The 19,107-nt window shown below is 37.7% G+C and carries 16 protein-coding genes and 1 pseudogene; 10 read left to right on the top strand and 7 right to left on the bottom strand.

Annotated elements, in window-relative coordinates:
* The first annotated feature begins 4 nt into the window (after positions 1–4).
* From ugpA to ACFIQE_RS01355, 3 genes are read left to right on the top strand one after another with little or no spacing between them, the layout of a single operon-like run.
* Positions 5–889: a sn-glycerol-3-phosphate ABC transporter permease UgpA gene (ugpA, locus tag ACFIQE_RS01345; RefSeq protein ID WP_375707205.1), complete on the top strand. Its 885-nt coding sequence runs from the start codon at positions 5–7 to the stop codon at positions 887–889.
* Positions 890–899: 10 nt separating this feature from the next.
* Positions 900–1,751 carry a sn-glycerol-3-phosphate ABC transporter permease UgpE gene (ugpE, locus tag ACFIQE_RS01350; protein ID WP_375613289.1) on the top strand — a complete coding sequence of 284 codons (852 nt, stop codon included), beginning with the start codon at positions 900–902 and terminating at the stop codon, positions 1,749–1,751.
* Positions 1,752–1,753: 2 nt separating this feature from the next.
* On the top strand, positions 1,754–2,800 hold the full coding sequence (locus tag ACFIQE_RS01355) for a sn-glycerol-3-phosphate import ATP-binding protein UgpC (protein WP_375621176.1): 1,047 nt from the start codon (positions 1,754–1,756) through the stop codon (positions 2,798–2,800).
* A 612-nt stretch (positions 2,801–3,412) separates the two neighbouring features.
* Here ACFIQE_RS01355 and ACFIQE_RS01360 read toward each other — a convergent pair.
* Genes ACFIQE_RS01360 through ACFIQE_RS01370 form a run of 3 tightly spaced genes read right to left on the bottom strand, consistent with a single transcriptional unit; the run spans position 3,413 to position 5,966 of the window.
* Positions 3,413–4,330, bottom strand: coding sequence for a metal ABC transporter solute-binding protein, Zn/Mn family (locus tag ACFIQE_RS01360; RefSeq protein WP_375621177.1), 918 nt, complete (start codon positions 4,328–4,330; stop codon positions 3,413–3,415).
* A gap of 10 nt (positions 4,331–4,340) precedes the next feature.
* Positions 4,341–5,210 carry a metal ABC transporter permease gene (locus ACFIQE_RS01365; protein ID WP_375707206.1) on the bottom strand — a complete coding sequence of 290 codons (870 nt, stop codon included), beginning with the start codon at positions 5,208–5,210 and terminating at the stop codon, positions 4,341–4,343.
* A 3-nt stretch (positions 5,211–5,213) separates the two neighbouring features.
* Positions 5,214–5,966, bottom strand: a complete 753-nt coding sequence (locus ACFIQE_RS01370) for an ABC transporter ATP-binding protein (protein ID WP_375621179.1) — start codon at positions 5,964–5,966, stop codon at positions 5,214–5,216.
* 682 nt (positions 5,967–6,648) lie between these two features.
* On the opposite strand from ACFIQE_RS01370, the gene nrdH reads away from it, so the two are divergent.
* Genes nrdH through nrdF form a run of 4 tightly spaced genes read left to right on the top strand, consistent with a single transcriptional unit; the run spans position 6,649 to position 10,389 of the window.
* Positions 6,649–6,873 carry a glutaredoxin-like protein NrdH gene (gene nrdH, locus ACFIQE_RS01375; RefSeq protein WP_005774163.1) on the top strand — a complete coding sequence of 75 codons (225 nt, stop codon included), beginning with the start codon at positions 6,649–6,651 and terminating at the stop codon, positions 6,871–6,873.
* Positions 6,873–7,271 carry a class Ib ribonucleoside-diphosphate reductase assembly flavoprotein NrdI gene (nrdI, locus tag ACFIQE_RS01380; protein WP_375621180.1) on the top strand — a complete coding sequence of 133 codons (399 nt, stop codon included), beginning with the start codon at positions 6,873–6,875 and terminating at the stop codon, positions 7,269–7,271. Before nrdH ends, nrdI begins: the two co-directional genes overlap by 1 nt.
* Entirely contained in the window at positions 7,253–9,403 is a 2,151-nt protein-coding gene (gene nrdE, locus ACFIQE_RS01385) for a class 1b ribonucleoside-diphosphate reductase subunit alpha (protein ID WP_375621181.1), read from the top strand. Before nrdI ends, nrdE begins: the two co-directional genes overlap by 19 nt.
* 11 nt (positions 9,404–9,414) lie before the next feature.
* Entirely contained in the window at positions 9,415–10,389 is a 975-nt protein-coding gene (nrdF, locus tag ACFIQE_RS01390; protein ID WP_273722534.1) for a class 1b ribonucleoside-diphosphate reductase subunit beta, read from the top strand.
* Here nrdF and prmC read toward each other — a convergent pair.
* The 4 genes and pseudogenes from prmC to secA all read right to left on the bottom strand — a co-directional run bounded on the left by prmC (position 10,386) and on the right by secA (position 15,714).
* Positions 10,386–11,252 carry a peptide chain release factor N(5)-glutamine methyltransferase gene (prmC, locus tag ACFIQE_RS01395; RefSeq protein ID WP_375621182.1) on the bottom strand — a complete coding sequence of 289 codons (867 nt, stop codon included), beginning with the start codon at positions 11,250–11,252 and terminating at the stop codon, positions 10,386–10,388. The genes nrdF and prmC overlap by 4 nt on opposite strands.
* Positions 11,249–12,325 carry a peptide chain release factor 1 gene (gene prfA / locus ACFIQE_RS01400; protein ID WP_375621183.1) on the bottom strand — a complete coding sequence of 359 codons (1,077 nt, stop codon included), beginning with the start codon at positions 12,323–12,325 and terminating at the stop codon, positions 11,249–11,251. Before prfA ends, prmC begins: the two co-directional genes overlap by 4 nt.
* Before the next feature lie 240 nt (positions 12,326–12,565).
* A pseudogene (locus ACFIQE_RS01405) lies at positions 12,566–13,058 on the bottom strand (Fur family transcriptional regulator).
* The gene (secA, locus tag ACFIQE_RS01410; RefSeq protein WP_375707207.1) at positions 12,997–15,714 is read right to left on the bottom strand and encodes a preprotein translocase subunit SecA; all 2,718 of its coding nucleotides are present in this window, start codon (positions 15,712–15,714) and stop codon (positions 12,997–12,999) included. Before secA ends, ACFIQE_RS01405 begins: the two are co-directional and overlap by 62 nt.
* Before the next feature lie 435 nt (positions 15,715–16,149).
* Here secA and ACFIQE_RS01415 point away from each other — a divergent pair, with 435 nt between their 5' ends.
* From ACFIQE_RS01415 to mutT, 3 genes are all read left to right on the top strand, one after another.
* Positions 16,150–17,103 (top strand): peptidylprolyl isomerase, encoded by a 954-nt coding sequence (locus tag ACFIQE_RS01415; RefSeq protein ID WP_375621185.1) that lies wholly within the window; start codon positions 16,150–16,152, stop codon positions 17,101–17,103.
* Between the two features lie 128 nt (positions 17,104–17,231).
* Positions 17,232–18,464, top strand: a complete 1,233-nt coding sequence (gene argJ, locus ACFIQE_RS01420) for a bifunctional glutamate N-acetyltransferase/amino-acid acetyltransferase ArgJ (protein WP_375707208.1) — start codon at positions 17,232–17,234, stop codon at positions 18,462–18,464.
* Between the two features lie 125 nt (positions 18,465–18,589).
* Positions 18,590–19,003, top strand: a complete 414-nt coding sequence (gene mutT, locus ACFIQE_RS01425) for an 8-oxo-dGTP diphosphatase MutT (RefSeq protein WP_375621187.1) — start codon at positions 18,590–18,592, stop codon at positions 19,001–19,003.
* Positions 19,004–19,107 lie beyond the last annotated feature (104 nt).

Consider the following 19,107-nt stretch of genomic DNA (forward strand, 5'->3'; position numbering starts at 1 on the left):
ACGAATGCAAGAAAAACATGCATATTTTAAAAATAGTCTACTTTCTTACGGATTGCTTTTTCCTCAGCTTCTTGTGACTTTTTTGTTTTTCTTTTGGCCTGCTGCGCAAGCAATAAAATCATCTTTTGAGCGTGAAGACCCTTTTGGCTTTACAACAACCTTTATTGGTTTTGAGAATTATCTAACCGTTCTTTCTGATCCTACTTATCGGCAATCGCTTCTTACAACCGCAGTATTTTCCATCTCAGTTACTGTCGCTTCAATGACAATATCACTTCTCTTAGCTGTCTGTGTTGATCGTGTCATACGTGCAAAAAAGGCTTATACAATGCTTTTGCTCTGGCCCTATGCTGTTGCTCCAGTATTGGCAGGTATATTGTGGCTGTTTATCTTTCATCCCACCATCGGAATTATCCCTTTTTTTCTCGAGAAAATAGGGGTGCTATGGAATTATCGTATTAATGGCACTCAAGCAATGATTCTTATTGTCATTGCGGCTAGTTGGAAACAAATTTCTTACAATTTTCTCTTTTTTCTTACAGGTCTTCAGTCTGTTCCGCGTTCTCAAATAGAAGCAGCCGCCATTGATGGTGCTGGTCCCTTTAAACGATTTTGGACAGTGGTTTTCCCGCAAATTTCACCAACGACGTTTTTCCTTCTTATTGTCAATGTCAATTATGTTATGTTTGATACTTTTGGTATTATTGATAATACAACTTCTGGAGGTCCTGCGCGTGCAACGAGCATCCTCGTCTATAAAGTATATGACGATGGCTTTAGAAATCAAATAATCGGTGCATCAGCAGCACAATCAACAATATTGATGTTTATGGTTATTGTCTTAACGTTTATCCAGTTTCGCTGGATTGAGCGCCGTGTACAATATTAGGAAACAAATTATGGTTGAAAATCGCCCTGTTTTGAAATTTCTAACCCATATTATTCTCATTGTTGGTATTATCATTATTTGCTTTCCAGTTTATGTTGCTATCATTGCATCAACTCATAGTTCAGCAGCATTTAACTCAGGAACACTTCCTCTTTTGCCTGGGAAATATGCTCTGGAAAATTATAAAACAATCTTTGGTGATGGCCTTGCACAGCTGGGTTTGCCCAATCTCTGGCCACTCTTAATGAATTCATTCATTATGGCTCTTGGGATTAGCGTTGGAAAAATTATTATTTCACTTTTGTCTGCTTATGCAATTATCTACATGCGCTTTCCCTTCCGAAAAACTGCTTTTGTTCTTATTTTTGTTACATTGATGCTCCCTGTCGAAGTTCGTATTCTTCCAACCTATGAGATTGTTGCAAAATTGGGGATGGTCAACACCTATAGTGGAATGATTATTCCACTTATTGCATCTGCAACCGCTACATTTTTATTTCGCCAGTTTTTTTTGACTGTTCCAGATGAACTCTTAGAGGCGGCACGTGTTGATGGTGCAGGTCCAGTTAAATTTTTTAAGGATATTCTTCTTCCTCTTAGTAAAAGCAATATCGCTGCTTTATTTATCATTATGTTCATTTATGGATGGATACAATATCTCTGGCCTCTTATCATCACAACGGATCAAAATCATCAAACGATCCTTATTATTTTAAAACAGCTTATTGTCGAATCACTTCAACATGATCCTCAATGGAATATACTCATGGCAGTATCGGTTGTTGCCATGGTTCCTCCTGTTCTTGTTGTTATCTTCATGCAGCGGCTTTTTATCAAAGGCCTTATTGAAACGGAGAAGTAATTGTGGCCATAATCCAGTTATCAAATATAAAAAAACAGTATGACAACGGCATTCTGGTCATTGATGATTTAAACTTAACTGTTGCCGATAAAGAACTTCTTGTTCTTGTCGGTCCTTCAGGGTGCGGAAAATCGACCTTATTACGTATTATAGCAGGACTTGAACAAGTTACCTCAGGTGAATTATGCATTGATAACGAATGTATCAATGATCGTGAACCAGCTGATCGTGATATCGCTATGGTTTTTCAAAATTATGCCCTTTATCCCCATATGACAGTTCGTGGAAACTTAGAATATGGTCTTAAAAATCGTAAAACTCCTAAAGAAGAAATTAAAAAACGTATCGCACATGCTGCAAAGCTTTTGGAGATAGAACCATTTCTTGATCGTAAACCACGACAATTATCAGGAGGACAACGTCAGCGTGTTGCAATGGGGCGTGTGATTGTACGTCAACCCCGTGTTTTTCTCTTTGATGAACCTCTTTCAAATCTTGATGCAAAATTACGGGCGCAAATGTGTATTGAAATAAAAACACTACAGCGTTCATTAGGAACAACGAGCCTCTATGTTACCCATGATCAACTAGAAGCTATGACATTAGCTGATAGAATAGTCGTTTTGAATAAAGGAGCTATCGAGCAAATTGGAACACCAATGGAAATTTACGATACTCCAGCAACAACATTTGTTGCTGATTTTATTGGTTCTCCTCCTATGAATTTTCTTGATCGCCATGTCTTAGAACAACATTTAGGGCATTCATTTTCTTATGGTGAAGAAACTGATCTTTTAGCATTCAGACCTGAAATAATCTTATTGGGCCAACATCCAGATAAAGGGCCTGTCTTTCACACAAAAATTGAGCTTATCAAGCTTATTGGAACAGGTTGCCATGTTTTAACGCGTTGGAATGGTATCATCTTTACGATTGAAATAAAAGAACGCTTGACACACGACTATGGTCAAAAACTAAGTTTCACTGTTGCTCATCAGAATTTTCATACTTTTAATAAAAACACAGGAAAGCGCACAAATAATAAGTAAGCATTAATTGATGTGATACGACTCTCTTTTATGCTGCGTCATGATAATGTTGTATTTTGACTTTCTCGATTACATTCACAAAATCAGAGTATAACCGATGAGATTAAAAATAAAATTTTAAAAGTTTTGGTAATGGTTCATTGTCACATGATGTTGAGAATATTCGAAACGCTCGTATAATGAAATCTTGCACTTTTATGGTCTATAAGAAGAATATTATTTTCAAACATCAAACATAATAAAGTTCTTTTCATTGTAGAAAAACATCAAGAGATAATAACCATTTATTAACCATATTTCTTCTCATTTAGAAAGGTACTTTATCAATAAAAAACAATCTATTATTATCTATTTCCTGATGTAATAATTTATGTATCTTATAAAGAATGAATAAGAAAAATAGAGAGAGAAAATTATTCATAGATGATGGCACTATGCACCTTATATCTTAACTTTGATCCATTTTAGCATCTATAGGGTATAAATTTTTTCTGTAAAATCAACTTTGTTTTATATCATTGTCACCAATCATGAGGATTGAGTATTATTGGTAACATAATCATAGATCTATGATTTTATGAATTTTTTCTTCTCTCTTTCGTAGAAGATTTTTTAAGGTTTCGTGATAGCATCAATGATGGTATTTACATTATGTTCCATCATATCGAGATAAGTTGCTGCAGGGCCATTTTTGTTTGACAATGCATCAGAATAAAGTGTTCCACCAATTGTTAAACCTGTTTCTTTTGCAATCTGTTTTATGAGACGGGGATTAGAGATATTTTCAACGAATAGGGCAGCTGCTTTATTCGCTTTAATTTGTTGGATAAGCTTGGCAACATCGGCTGCGGTTGCTTCAGCTTCTGTTGAAGCACTTTGAGGGGCAAGGATAGTAAAACCATATTCCTTGGCAAAATAGCCAAACGCGTCATGAGATGTGATAATGATACGTTTATCTTTAGGAATGGCAGCAATTTTTGTTTTCAGGGTATCTTGTGCTATTTTAAGTTTTTGGATGTAGGTTTCGGCATTTTTTTTGTAGCTGGTACAGGATTGTGGATCGATTTTACAAAAAGCAGCAGCGATATTCTTCACATAGATTTTGACATTGGGAATTGTTTGCCAAGCGTGTGGATCAATAACGCTGTGGTGGTGATGGGCATTATGTTCTTGATTTTTCATTTTGAGGGAAGGAATGTTAGCGCTAACTTCGACAAGAAGTGCTTTTGTCCCACTTGCTGTAATGAGGCGATCAATAAATCCTTCTAAATGAAGCCCGTTGATGAAAATAATTTGAGCATTTCTAAGAGCCTGAGCATCATGGGGGGTAGGTTCATAAGTGTGGGTATTCGCATTTGGACCTACAAAAGTGGTCATAGAGATATGGTTGTCTCCTACATTTTTTACGAGATCTGCGAGAATAGAAAAGCTCGCAACAACTTTGATTTTATTGTGTGCAGAAGCAGAAAATGGAGAAAGGGCAAGCAATAAAGCTCCAAGAAGAACAAATTTTTGAGCAAACTTAGGCACATTTTTTTCCTTAAAGTGAGGAGGTATAAAAGAGGTGGGGAAACCATGTTACAATAAAGCCACGTGGACTTATCAAACAGGAAACAAGATAAATAAATCCTGCGGCAATGATGATAGCAGGGCCGGAGGGAAGTGAAAGATGAAAAGAAAGCAGGAGACCACATACGCTAGAAATGATTCCAAAAAGAGTGGAAAGCGCGCAAATAGGGACTAGCCGTGAAAACCAAAAACGGGCTGTAATGGCTGGAATCATCATAATACCAACGGAAAGTAATGTTCCTAGTGATTGAAAGCCTCCAACCAGATTCAACACCACAAGTCCAAGCAATGAAATATGAATATATTTACTCAATGGAGAGAGTGATTTAAAAAAGAGGGGATCAAAGCTTTCTAAAACGAGTGCACGCCAAAAAATACAAAGGCTGCAGAGTGTAATCAGCATTATAGTAGCGATTAACCAAAGGGCTTGTGCATCAAGTGCAAGAACCGATCCGAATAAGAGATGAAGCAGCTCAATTGTTGAGTCTTTCAGTGAGATAATAATAACACCTGCTGCGAGTGCAATAAGATAAAAGACGGTCATGGATGCATCTTCTTTCTGAAAGCTGTTTCGTGAAATCAAAATGGTTGCTAAAGCAACAATAAGACCAGCGAAGATGCCACCAAGTGTCATAGATATGAGGGAAAAACCACAAATCAGAAAAGCAATTGCAACACCAGGAAGAATGGCATGAGAGATAGCATCTCCTGTCAAGCTCATTCCACGGAGCATCAAAAATACACCAACAGGACAAGCGCTAATAGACAGAAAAATAGAACCGATAAGGGCGTTTTGCATAAATTGGAAATCAACAAAGGGGGCAAGAAAAAATGTATACACGTCTTATAACCTAAGAAAGAGAGGATCATTGATGAGAAGATTTTGTTTTTGTGCGCTAATAGGGAAAGAATTGGATGTGAGAGGTGGCATAACGTGATGAAGGGTGTTGTTTAAAAACTGTGTTGTTTCTCCATAAAAGGCGTTTTGTTGATCAATTTGAATCATTTGGGGGAAAAATTCTTGCACGATGAGAGGGTTATGGAGTGCGGTGAGAATTGTGCGTCCTTGCTGTTGCCAGTATGTGATCAGAGCAAGAAGGTCTTTTTGGGTATTATGATCTACACCATTGAAAGGTTCATCAAGTAAAATAATATTGGCATCTTGTACAATGATACGTGCAAAAAGAGCGCGTTGTAATTGCCCGCCTGATAATGTTTCAAGCGAACGGGGTGCGAGTTCTGTAAGCCCAACCATTTTAAGAGCATTTTGAATCTTAGAATCATAAGGGCGCTGATTCTTCCATAATCCACAAAAAGACCACAGTCCTGTTTTTACAAGCGTTTTCACATCAATTGGAAATGTTTTATCCACATCACATTGCTGAGCAAGATAAGCAATGCGGCTTTTTTTTGGTTTTGTAATTTTTCCTTTAAGAGGTTTAATCAATCCGGCGATGGCTTTTAGCAGTGTCGATTTTCCAGCGCCATTATCACCTGTTATTGCAACCAATGAACCAGCTTTTAACTTTGCTGAAAAGTTCTTTATTGCTATTCTATTCCTATAGCCTAATGTTGTCTTATTGAAGTACAGATCCATATTTTTTACCATCGTTACTTATTATTTTGGAAACTATGTAATAATATAACGTTTGTCAACAAAATGTTATATTATTACATAGTTTTGAGTACTGAAAATTTTAGTGGGAAGATCGTGGAAAATTAAAAATAATAATTGAATTCACCTTGACGAAAGAGAGAGAGTATATACTATATATAGTATCAAAATGATTGGTGATTCTAAATAAGCACAAGAGAGGGTGTTAGTGTGTTTCGTTTGGTATCTAAGTTATTTCCATTATTGTAAAGAGTTTATTGGCCAAAGGTATAGCAGTATTTTTACTGAAGGGTCTCTTTTGGAAGGATTTCCTTTCGTTTTTGTAATTGATTTTTGCCGTAAAAGAGCAAACAGAGCTCTTGAAAAACGGTAGTTTAGAACATTAGTTTTTTAGACAGCAGGAGGGAATTGTAATGCAAGCAAAAGATTGTTTTATAACTAGGGGGCTTTGCCATTTAAGTTGTAGAATAATCGCTTATTCTCATCATAGTGTTTGAAGTTATTTGATGAGAGGAATTCTGTTATGTTCAGGAAGCTGTGTATTATTTGAAAATAACCACATGTTTTGCGTACAATTTCTATTTTTTGTTATTCTTGAGTACCTATAAAATTATTAGATTGACCTTTCAGGGTTGATTGTTTGGAATTGTGAAAGTTGAAGAAAATGTCGATCACTATTTATAGCAAACCATCTTGTGTCCAATGTGATGCTACACGCCGCGCTTTTGATGCAAAAGGCATTCATTATCGTGTTGTTGATATTTCTTGTGATGAACAAGCATACAGTTTTGTTCAATCTCTGGGGTATCGTCAGGTTCCTGTCGTTGTTTGTGGTGAAAATCATTGGTCTGGTTTTAGACCAGATATGATTAGTGGTCTTTGTGCTTAATGGGGCTTATTGTTTATTATTCGAGTGCAACGGGTAATACAGAACATTTTGTCTCGCAGCTTGGGCAACGACTCTTCAAAATTGATAAAAAAAAGCCTTCTGCATTGGTTGGTGAACCTTATGTATTGGTTGTTCCTACATATGCAGATGGCGAAGGAAGAGGGGCCGTGCCGAAAGCCGTTGTCCAGTTTCTTAATGAAGCTGAGAACCGAAAATTAATTCGTGGTGTTATTGGCGGTGGGAATCGTAATTTTGGTCGCTATTATAATCTAGCAAGTAAAATTATTGCTGAAAAATGTTGTGTACCTTGCCTTTATCGTTTTGAGCTGCGTGGAACTGATGAAGACGTTATTTATGTAAAAAAGGGATTGGAAAGATTTTGGAAACAATTGGTATAGGACAATCGCAGAAATCGGATCAGATTACTGATTATCATGCGTTGAATGCGATGCTTAATCTTTATGATGAAAATGGTCATATTCAATTTGATATGGATCGGCTTGCTGCGCGGCAATATTTTCTTCAGCATGTTAATCAAAATACAGTTTTTTTTCATAACCTGAAGGAAAAAATAGATTACTTAATAGAAGAAGGTTATTATGAAAAAGCTTTATTTGAGCTTTATGATTTTTCTTTTATTAAAAAGCTTTTTAAACGTGCTTATGCATTTAAGTTTCGTTTTCCTACCTTTTTAGGCGCATTTAAGTATTATACCAGCTATACACTGAAAACTTTTGATGGGAAACGTTATCTTGAACGTTATGAAGATCGCGTCTGTCTTGTAGCTTTATATTTGGCACAAGGGAATAAAGCTCTTGCTGAAAGTTTTGTGGATGAAATTATTACAGGACGTTTTCAACCGGCAACACCGACATTTTTAAATGCTGGGAAAAAACAACGAGGTGAATTGGTTTCGTGTTTTTTGCTACGTGTTGAAGATAATATGGAATCGATAGGTCGTTCGGTTAATTCGGCTTTGCAGCTTTCAAAACGTGGTGGAGGTGTAGCGCTTTGTTTAACGAATTTGCGGGAAGCAGGGGCGCCAATTAAGCAAATAGAAAATCAGTCCTCAGGTGTTTTACCGGTGATGAAACTCTTAGAAGATTCTTTTTCTTACGCCAATCAGCTTGGGGCACGACAGGGGGCTGGAGCTGTTTATTTGCATGCTCATCATTTAGATATTATGAAGTTTTTGGATACAAAGCGTGAAAATGCTGATGAAAAAGTTAGAATTAAAACGCTTTCGCTTGGTGTCGTTATTCCTGATATTACTTTTGAGCTTGCACGGAATAATGAGGATATGTATCTCTTCTCATCGTATGACATCGAGCGTGTGACAGGTAAGCCCTTTAGCGATATTTCTTTAACGGAGCATTATCGTTCTTTTGTTGATAATGCAAAGATTCGTAAAAAGAAAATAAATGCACGCGTTTTTTTCCAGACATTAGCGGAAATTCAATTTGAGTCCGGTTATCCCTATATTTTATTTGAGGATACTGCTAATCGATCGAATCCGATAGCTGGGCGCATAAGTATGAGCAATTTATGTTCAGAAATTTTGCAGGTGAGTGAGGCGAGTGAACTGGAGACAGATTTAACTTATCGCACGATTGGAAGTGATATATCCTGCAATCTTGGATCCATGAATATTGCCAATGCAATGGAAAGTCCTGATTTTGGACAGACCGTGGAATCTGCTGTTCGTGCTCTTACTGCTGTTTCGGATATGAGCAATATTGCTTGTGTGCCTTCCATTGCGAAAGGCAATACTGAAAGTCATGCGATTGGTTTGGGACAAATGAATTTGCATGGGTTTCTAGCGCGTGAGCAGATCTATTATGGGTCTCCAGAAGCGATTGATTTTACCAATATCTATTTTTATATTGTGACATATCACGCCATACGGGCTTCCAATTTAATTGCGCACGAACGTCAAGAAATGTTTGCAGGGTTTGAAAAATCAGCTTATGCAGATGGACGTTTTTTCGAAAAATATATTGAAAAAGAATGGAAACCGCAATTTCCGCTTGTGCAAGAGCTTTTTGCACGGAATAATATTGTTATTCCAGATCAAAAGGATTGGCAGGAACTCAAAAAATTAGTTATTGAGTATGGGCTTTATAACCGCAATTTGCAGGCAGTTCCACCTACGGGATCTATTTCCTATATTAATCATGCCACTTCTTCCATTCATCCAATTGCTTCAAAAATTGAAATTCGCAAAGAAGGAAAAATTGGGCGCGTTTATTATCCCGCTCCTTATATGGATAATACGAATTTGAATTTTTACCAAGATGCTTATGAGATTGGTCCTGAAAAAATTATAGATACCTATGCTGCTGCAACACAGCATGTTGATCAAGGTCTTTCATTAACATTATTTTTTCCTGATACAGCGACCACACGTGATATTAACCGCGCACAAATTTATGCTTGGAAAAAGGGTATCAAGAGTATTTACTATGTACGATTACGGCAAGTAGCATTAAGTGGAACAGAAGTTGATGGCTGTGTTTCGTGCAGTTTATAGGAGATCATCATATGACAAAGATTACAACCAAAAATCCTGTTGTGTGTGCTGTTAATTGGAATAGATTACATGATGAGAAAGATCTTGAAGTATGGAACCGCTTAACTGGGAATTTTTGGTTACCTGAGAAAGTTCCACTTTCCAATGATATTCCCTCATGGTCAAGCTTAACGGATGAAGAACGCAAGCTAACGATTCGTGTTTTTACAGGACTAACGCTTCTCGATACAATTCAAAACACTGTAGGAGCCATTTCGCTTCTGGCTGATGCGATAACAGAGCATGAGGAGGCAGTTTTGACGAATATTGCCTTCATGGAAGCGGTTCATGCACGTTCTTATTCCTCTATTTTTTCAACCCTTTGTTCGACGGTAGAAGTTGATGATGCGTTTAGATGGTCAGAAGAAAATATTCATTTGCAGAAAAAGGCTAGATTAGTACTTGAGCGTTATGAAGCAAATGATCCACTTAAGAAAAAAATTGCTTCGACTTTGCTGGAAAGCTTTTTATTTTATTCTGGTTTTTATTTGCCCATGTATTGGGCCAGTCGCGCTAAGTTGACCAATACAGCAGATCTTATTCGACTAATCATTCGTGATGAAGCAGTCCATGGTTATTATATAGGTTATAAATTCCAATTGGGCTTTGCAAAGCTTGATGAAGCCAAAAGACAAGAAATTAAAGATTTTGCTTTTAACCTGCTCTTTGATCTTTATAACATCGAGTGCAAATATACTGAAGATCTTTATGATGCGCTTGGATTGACAGAAGATGTTAAAATTTTTCTTCATTATAACGCTAACAAGGCTTTAATGAATTTAGGTTTTGAAGCTCTTTTCCCCCCTGAGGTTTGTCGTGTTAATCCCGCTATTTTGGCAGCTTTATCACCAAACTCTGACGAAAATCATGACTTTTTTTCAGGGGCAGGTTCTTCTTATGTCATTGGCAAGGCGGTTGCTACTACGGATGATGATTGGGAATTTTAATGTTTGCATGCAAATAGAAGTGCGCGGGGTATTCCACTGAGGTCTTTGCGCATTTCTAAACATTGAAAGCCATTTGTTTCAAACAAATTGCATACTTCTTTTTCTTGAGAGTAACCAATTTCAACAGCGATAGTGCCGTTTTCTTTTAAGTAGTTGGCTGCTTCATGGGCGAGCTTTCGATAAAAATCAAGACCATCTTTTCCACCGACAAGAGCGCGCAATGGATCATGTAAGCGCACTTCTTTTGCAAGTTTTTTGATATCTTTTGCGGGAATATAAGGTGGATTGGAAACAATAAAATCAAAGTGACCAGTGACAGAATCAAACCAATCGCTAAGAAGAGGTGTGAAGCGATGTATTACTTCAGCATTTTTTGCATTTTTTGTCGCTGTTTTAAGGGCATCTTCAGAAATATCGACAGCGACTGCATAGGATTGTGGAATTTGTTTAAGAATGGCAATGGCAATGGCGCCACTTCCTGTCCCCATATCAAGGAGTGTTATTTTTCTCGAGTTTTTGATCTGTTTTTGGAGAAAAGGGAGAACAAGATCTATCAGCGTTTCTGTATCAGGGCGAGGTTCTAACGTCTCTTGAGACAACGTAAAAGATATACCATAAAATTCTCGTGCTCCTATAATACGGTAAATGGGTTCGCCTGCAATACGGCGTTGTAAAGCCTGTTCTATTTGTATAATATGCTCAGAAGATAGATGCATATCTGGTTTAGAAATTCTTTCAGCAGCATTTATTCCTGTTATCCATTCAACGAGTATTCTCGCATCGAGATCGGCTTCAGCAATCCCTTTCGTGCGCAATTTTTCTTGCATTTGTTGGATAACATTCTTGAAAGAATATTTGCTCAATTATTATCCATTTCCATCAGCAGTGTTGTTTGATGATCTGAGATGAGTGCATGAAGAAGTTCATCAAGATCTCCCTCTAGAATGCGATCAAGCTTATACAAGGTTAGATTAATACGGTGATCCGTGATGCGTCCTTGTGGAAAATTATAGGTACGAATGCGTTCTGAACGATCACCAGAACCAACTTGGCTCTTACGGGAAGCTGAACGTTCATTTTCCGCTTTTTGTCGTTCGATATCGAATAAGCGTGCCCGTAAAATTTGAAGGGCTCGTGCTCGGTTTTGATGTTGTGATTTTTCTGCTTGTACGACCATAATTCCTGTTGGAATATGCGTGATACGAACAGCTGAATCCGTTGTATTAACATGCTGTCCTCCTGCTCCAGATGCACGCATTGTGTCGATACGAATATCTTCAGGACGAATATCAATATCAATATCTTCAGCCTCTGGAAGTACAGCAACGGTAGCAGCAGATGTATGGATACGTCCACCTGTCTCTGTTTCAGGGATGCGTTGCACACGATGGACACCTGATTCATATTTCAATTTAGAAAAAACACCTTTTCCTGAAATGCTAGCAATAATCTCTTTATATCCGCCAACTTCCCCCTCACTGAGTGAAATAACTTCTACTTTCCAATGGTGAGCATGGGCATAACGTTCATACATGCGAAAAAGATCACCGGAAAAAAGTGCTGCTTCTGATCCACCCGTTCCTGCTCGAATTTCAATAATAGCGCTTTTTTCATCAGCAACATCTTTAGGCAAAAGCAGAATCTGGAGTTCTTTTTCAAATTGCTCTACTTTTTTATATAACGATGATAGCTCTTCTTGGGCAAGATTACGCATCTCTATATCTGTTTGTTTATCGTTGATAATCGTTTCTAATTCTGTAATCTCTTCGTAAAGAGCATTTAATGCGCGTATAGAGGTAATAACGGGTTGTAGTTCTGCATATTCAGAAGCTAATTTGACATATGTTTCAGCATTTGGATTGGTTGTCATTTGGCTTTCAATTATTTCAAAGCGCTTTTCAAGCTGTTTTATGCGATCTTGTGGCAAAGAAACCATGATAATACTGGCCTAATTTTTCATAATACAATTTTTTATAATATTTTGTTGCAACATTTCTCATTATAACAGTTTTTTTGTTATAACACTGGCAATGAATTATTGTATAGCATCATACCAAAAGGGGTAATAGAGCAGAAAAACTTTTTTGCCAATGAAAACTATTATATTTTAAAAGTAAATTTTTATAAAATTCGATTTATCTGAGATATCTTCATCTCATGGCATATAATCATCTTTTTAAGAGTTTTTTTTTCCGTAAAGTTCAAGACGATGATGAACAATATCATAGCCAAGGGATTTTGCAATTTCCTCCTGCAGTTTTTCAATAATATCAGAATGAAACTCGATAACTTGTCCTGTTTCTATATCAATGAGATGATCATGATGTTGCCCATCTGCTTGCTCAAAACGAGATGGACCACCACTAAAGGTATGGCGGTGAATTGTTCCATTTCCTTCTAATATTTTCATGGTTCGATAAACTGTTGAGAGTGAAATACTCGAATCTATTTTGTTTGCACGCTGAAAAATTTCAAATGCATTGGGGTGATCATTTGTATCAGTCAAAATATCAAGAATAACACGCCGCTGGCGCGTTACTCTTAAACCAGCTGTGCGCAATTCTTGCTCATAGTCTCGCTTTTTATTCATCGTTCACTGTTTGCTTTTCAAACAAAGGCTCCATGACAGTGTTTGTATTTTTTCTCTGAACCGCAAGGACAACGTTCATTGCGTCCAACTTTTCCCCATGTGCTTACATCATTGGGGTCACGGTCTTGTGGATTAACAAACCTATTTTCTTGTGATCGTGCCCATAATGGTGGAGTATTTTCTTGATTTTGATCATTAAAAACAGAAGAATCAGCACCAGTTTGTTCCGGCAGGGACGGATCGGTAGTTTGTTGAATAATTTCAAAGCGCATAAGTTTAGAAGTCACAATCCGGCGCAAATTTCTTAGCATACTTTGAAAGAGTTCAAAAGATTCGGTCTTATACTCATTGAGTGGATCTCGTTGTGCATAACCACGAAAACCCACAACAGAACGCAAATGGTCTAAACTTACCAGATGTTCACGCCATAACGTGTCAATAGTTTCGAGCAATACTGCTTTGTGAAAATAAGCCATAACTTCTGGAGAATATCGTTCAGTACGCTCATTTTCAAGTTTTGTAACAGCATCTGATACACGCTCTAGAATTTGCTCCTCGGCAATTCCATCTTCTTTTGCCCATTCTTCCACTGGAAGCTCAAGATTAAAGAGTTGTTGAAGCTCTTCTTCAAGAGTTTTTGCATCCCATTTTTCAGAATATGTCCCTGAAGGAATATAAGCCTCTACGAGATCCTCTACGACTTCATTACGCATTTCAAGGATCATTTCTGATAAATCATCTGCGTTCATGACCTCCATACGCTGTTCAAAAATAACCTTGCGTTGATCATTCATGACATCATCATATTTTAGCAGATTTTTACGAATTTCAAAGTTTCGTGCTTCGACCTTTTTTTGTGCTTTTTCAAGGGCTTTATTAATCCATGGATGGATAATAGCTTCATTTTCTTTCAATCCAAGTTTTTGCAGCATACCATCCATACGGTTAGAGCCAAAGATACGCATAAGATCATCTTGAAGAGAGAGAAAGAATTTTGAGCGACCAGGATCGCCTTGGCGACCAGAACGTCCACGAAGTTGGTTATCAATACGACGGCTTTCATGACGTTCAGTAGCGATAACGTAAAGCCCTCCAGCCGCTAAAGCTTTTTCTTTAAGCTTCTGAACATCTTTTTTTATTTCTTCAATTTTAGCTGTCCGCTCTGGACCTTCTGGGATATCCTGTAACTCTTGTCGGATGCGCATTTCAACATTACCACCAAGCTGTATATCCGTACCGCGTCCTGCCATGTTGGTTGCAATGGTGAGAGCTCTAGGAACTCCTGCTTGCGCAATGATATATGCTTCTTGTTCGTGATAGCGAGCATTTAAGACTCTAAAATCGGTAATGCCTTCTTTTCGCAAACGCTCTGCCAATTGTTCTGACTTTTCAATAGAGGTTGTTCCAACAAGAATAGGCTGTTCTTTTTCGTGAGCTTGACGGATATCACGCACAATTGCCCGATATTTCTCTTCTGCTGTTCGATAAATCTCATCATCTTCATCAATACGTTGTATTGGCAAATTTGTAGGGATTTCGACAACGTCAAGACCATAAATATTTCTGAATTCTTCGGCTTCTGTTGTTGCAGTTCCAGTCATGCCAGATAATTTCCTATACATACGGAAGTAATTTTGGAAAGTGATGGAAGCAAGTGTCTGGTTTTCTGGTTGAATAACAACATGCTCTTTAGCTTCTAACGCTTGATGAAGTCCTTCAGAATAACGCCGCCCAGGCATCATTCGCCCTGTAAATTCGTCAATAATAACGATTTCATCATTGCGAACAATATAATCTTTATCGCGAGCAAAGAGTTTATGAGCTTTTAGAGCATTATTGACATGATGAACGATAGCGACATTTTCTATGTCATAAAGACTCTCACCTTTAAGATGCCCAGCTTGTTCGAGCATTTTTTCAATTTTTTCAGTACCAACTTCGGTAAAGGTCGTTGTTTTTTGTTTTTCGTCTATTTCATAGTCTTCTGGAGTTAAGGCAGGAATAAATGTATCAATAAGGTTATAGAAGTCAGTACGATCTTCTAGAGGACCAGAAATAATAAGGGGGGTACGGGCTTCATCAATAAGAATCGAATCAACTTCATCAACAATTGCGTAATGATGTCCACGTTGGACCATTTGACTATGATCGAAAGCCATATTATCACGCAAATAATCAAAACCTAGTTCATTATTTGTGGCATAGGTGATGTCGCATGCATAGGCTTCTCGGCGGGCATCACTATCAAGATCATGAAGAATCACGCCTGTTGTAAGCCCTAGAAAACTAAAAATTTTCCCCATTGTTTCAGCATCACGACTGGCGAGATAATCGTTTACTGTCACAACATGAACGCCTTTACCTTCCAATGCATTGAGATAAATTGGTAGAGTTGCCATTAATGTTTTACCTTCACCAGTACGCATTTCAGCTATGCCGCAGTCGTGAAGGACCATTCCACCAATAAGTTGCACGTCAAAAGGACGCATGTCATAAACACGTTTTGCGGCTTCACGAACAGTCGCGAAAGCTTCTGGTAAGAGCAAATCAACACTTTCACCTTCACTAAGACGTTTACGAAAGGCATCTGTTTTTTGGTAAAGCTGCTCATCACTTAATTTTACGAATTGTTCTTCCAAAGCATTAATTTGTGCAACTTTTTGGCGGAGTGCTTTGAGATGTCGCTCATGAGCTGAACCAAAAAACTTACGGGCAAAAACACCTAAACTGACCATCTCTGGCCCTTTCTTTTAATTGTTGTCACTCTTGTTGGGTAATTCATACGCTCTCCCCATACTCTACATTTTCTTCAAATTATCTGATATCATTAGTGACATCATGAAATGCAGATGGTACCATTATACTTGCTGGTGTGCAATTTTTCACTCTAATTATAAAGTAGAGATAAGAGGCTAAGCGCTTTATGTCAACTTTAAGTATGCTATTTAACTGATACAATACAAAGTAATTTAAGATACAATATGTCATTTTTCTCTATTATCATGTTTTTCATCTGCATTAGATAGGATTGGAGAAACTGAGATAAAAGGATAATTTTATACTTTTTTAAAATAAAATTACTAATTTATTTCTCTATGTTTAAAGATTAAAGTGTTATGGTAAAGAAAATTGGAATCTTGAACCTGCCTTCATTTTTAAGGAGTATATTTATGAAATTTAACTTTATCACGCTTTTTTTAGCATCAACTTTATTGGCAAGTACAAGTTTAGGGGTGAGTGCTCAAGAAGGTTTGAATTCATCGTCGAGTGATTTAAAGACTTTAGAGAAAACTTCTGAAAAAGCCGTTTCTCCTTCTCATGTTATGGCGGTTATTGATGGGAAAAATATTACAGCAGGCCAATTGGATGATTTAGCGCTTGAAATAAATCCTAATTTAGCACGTTTTCCTGATGAACAACGCCGTATGATGGTTCTAAAAGCTTATTTAGATATGCAGGCCCTCGCAAAAGCAGCAAGAAGCAAAGGTCTTGATAAGACAGAAGCTTACGATAAACGTATGGCAGTCATGCGTGACAATGTTCTTCAACAGCTTTATTTTAAACAGGCGATTGTTGATAAAATATCGGATACTGATTTGGAAGCTCTTTATAAGCAAGAAGTTGCTGCTTTACCTAAAGAGGATGAGGTTAAAGCGCGTCATATTTTGGTCAAAACGAGAAAAGAAGCAGAAGCTATCATTAAGCATTTAAATAAAGGCGAAAATTTTGAAGAGATTGCAAAGAAAAGTTCAACAGATGGTTCTGCTGCCGTTGGGGGTGATCTTGGTTATTTTAGCCATGGTCAAATGGTCAAGCCTTTTGAAGATGCCGCATTTGGTTTGAAAGTTGGCGAATACACAAAACAACCCGTTGAAAGTCCTTTTGGTTGGCATATTATTAAATTAGAAGATCGTCGTGTAAAACAACCGCCTGCATTTGATGATGTTAAAGAGATGTTGCGGACACAGCTAATAAAAAAGCGCTATCAAGAACTGATTGTTGATTTGCGTAGCAAGATAGATGTGAAATACCCTGATCCTAATGTTACAAAAATCATGGAATCGCTTCATCAAAATGGGACGCTACTTCCCGATGAGACATCTGATGAAGAAGATACGGAATAGCTAGGAAAAATAAGTAGATAGCCTCTTTAATAGATAATTTGCTAGGTTAGTTTTGTTCAAAAAGCCTAGCAGTTTTCTATGAGAGGTTATTGATCTGCAATCATTTCATTTTTTATAGAAGGCATATTGTGGTTTTGAAAATCTCTCCTTTGTCTCCTCAAAAGATCCAAGAGCTTTCTCCATTATCTGGTGTACGGATAGCAACAGCTGAAGCTGGGATTAAATATAAAGATCGTACAGATCTTCTTTTCATCATATTCGATAAGCCAGTGAGTGTAGCCGGTGTTTTTACCCGTTCAAAATGTCCATCTGCACCTGTAGAGCATTGTCGTGCATCGCTTCCTCATGGGGTTGCAAGGGGTGTTGTTGTGAATTCTGGAAATGCAAATGCTTTTACAGGAAGCAAAGGAAAGCACACAACCGATGCAATTATTTGTGCAGCAGCGAACGCTTTAAAGGTTAGAGAAGATGAAATTTTTATAGCTTCTACGGGTGTTATTGGTGAGCCAATGGATGCATCGGGTATTGTCAATCTTTTACCAGGTATGACAGAGACAGCAGAAGAGGGAAATTGGTTGGAAGCTGCAAAAGCCATAATGACAACGGACACATTTCCAAAACTTGCGACGCGCACTTTTGACTGTGGGGGAGAGCGTGTTACCATTAATGGAATTGCAAAAGGTGCTGGTATGATTGCACCCGATATGGCGACAATGCTGTCATTTGTGGTTAGTGATGCTACCATTTCTTCGGATGCACTCCAATCCATGTTATCAGAGGCAGTTGAGGGTTCTTTCAATTCAATTACTGTTGATAGCGATACCTCAACTTCAGATACGCTTATGTTGTTTGCGACAGGGAAAGAACATTTTCCCTGCATTAGATGTAAAACAGATCCGCGTTATCAAGTATTCTCAAAGCACTTGAGTGCACTTCTGCAGGAACTTGCACTACAAGTTGTTTGTGATGGTGAAGGTGCTCGTCATTTAATTGAGGTTAATGTGGTGGGTGCTACAACAAATAATGCAGCTAAAACTATTGCTTTATCAATTGCAAATTCACCGCTCGTAAAAACGGCTATTGCCGGTGAAGATGCGAATTGGGGGCGGGTCGTTATGGCAGTTGGGAAGGCCGGTGTTGAAGTCGATCGTGATCTATTGACGATTTGGTTTGGTGAGCATCGTGTGGCCGTGAATGGCGTACGAGATCCTGAGTATTGTGAAGAGACAATAGGTACTTATATGCAAGGTAAACACATCACGATTCGTGTTGATATCGGTTTGGGTAAGAGTACGGCGACGGTTTGGTCTTGCGATTTAACAAAAGAGTACGTTATGATCAATAGCGATTACAGAAGTTAATGGATGCACTTTATATTTAACAGTTTATTATTTTTCAGAGCAAATGGGGTATGTGAGCTCTTTTAGGAGCAGAGGGGATATGATAGAAAAGTCAGTTATCTTTATGTTCCCTATTGGGGAGTGATATGTGTATGAAAAGTTCCATTCTTCTTGTTATTGCATGTGCACTGTTAGATCAGAATAATCGTGTTTTGCTTACACAGCGTCCTGAAGGAAAATCACTGGCTGGTTTATGGGAGTTCCCTGGTGGCAAGGTTGAGCAAGGTGAAACTCCGGAAGCATCATTAATTCGTGAACTAGAGGAAGAGCTTGGTATTTATGTTCAACCAAATAATTTACACCCTTTAACGTTTGCGAGCCATAGCTATAAAACATTTCATCTCTTAATGCCATTGTATCTTTGTGACCATTATGAGGGCGTTGCGCAAGGACGAGAAGGGCAAAATTTAGAATGGGTTTTTATTAATGATCTTGATAAATACCCTATGCCTGATGCTGATAAACCATTGGTTCAGGTATTGAAAAATCACCTTCTTTAATGTGTTATAAGAAGGAAATATTGTTTAAATATAAATTAATATATTGAGTTATAATGATAATTTATAATTTTTTTATGTTGCATGGGGAAGTCCAGAGTCGTAAA

Source organism: Bartonella sp. AA1HLJMS, assembly GCF_042197445.1.
GTDB lineage: Bacteria > Pseudomonadota > Alphaproteobacteria > Rhizobiales > Rhizobiaceae > Bartonella.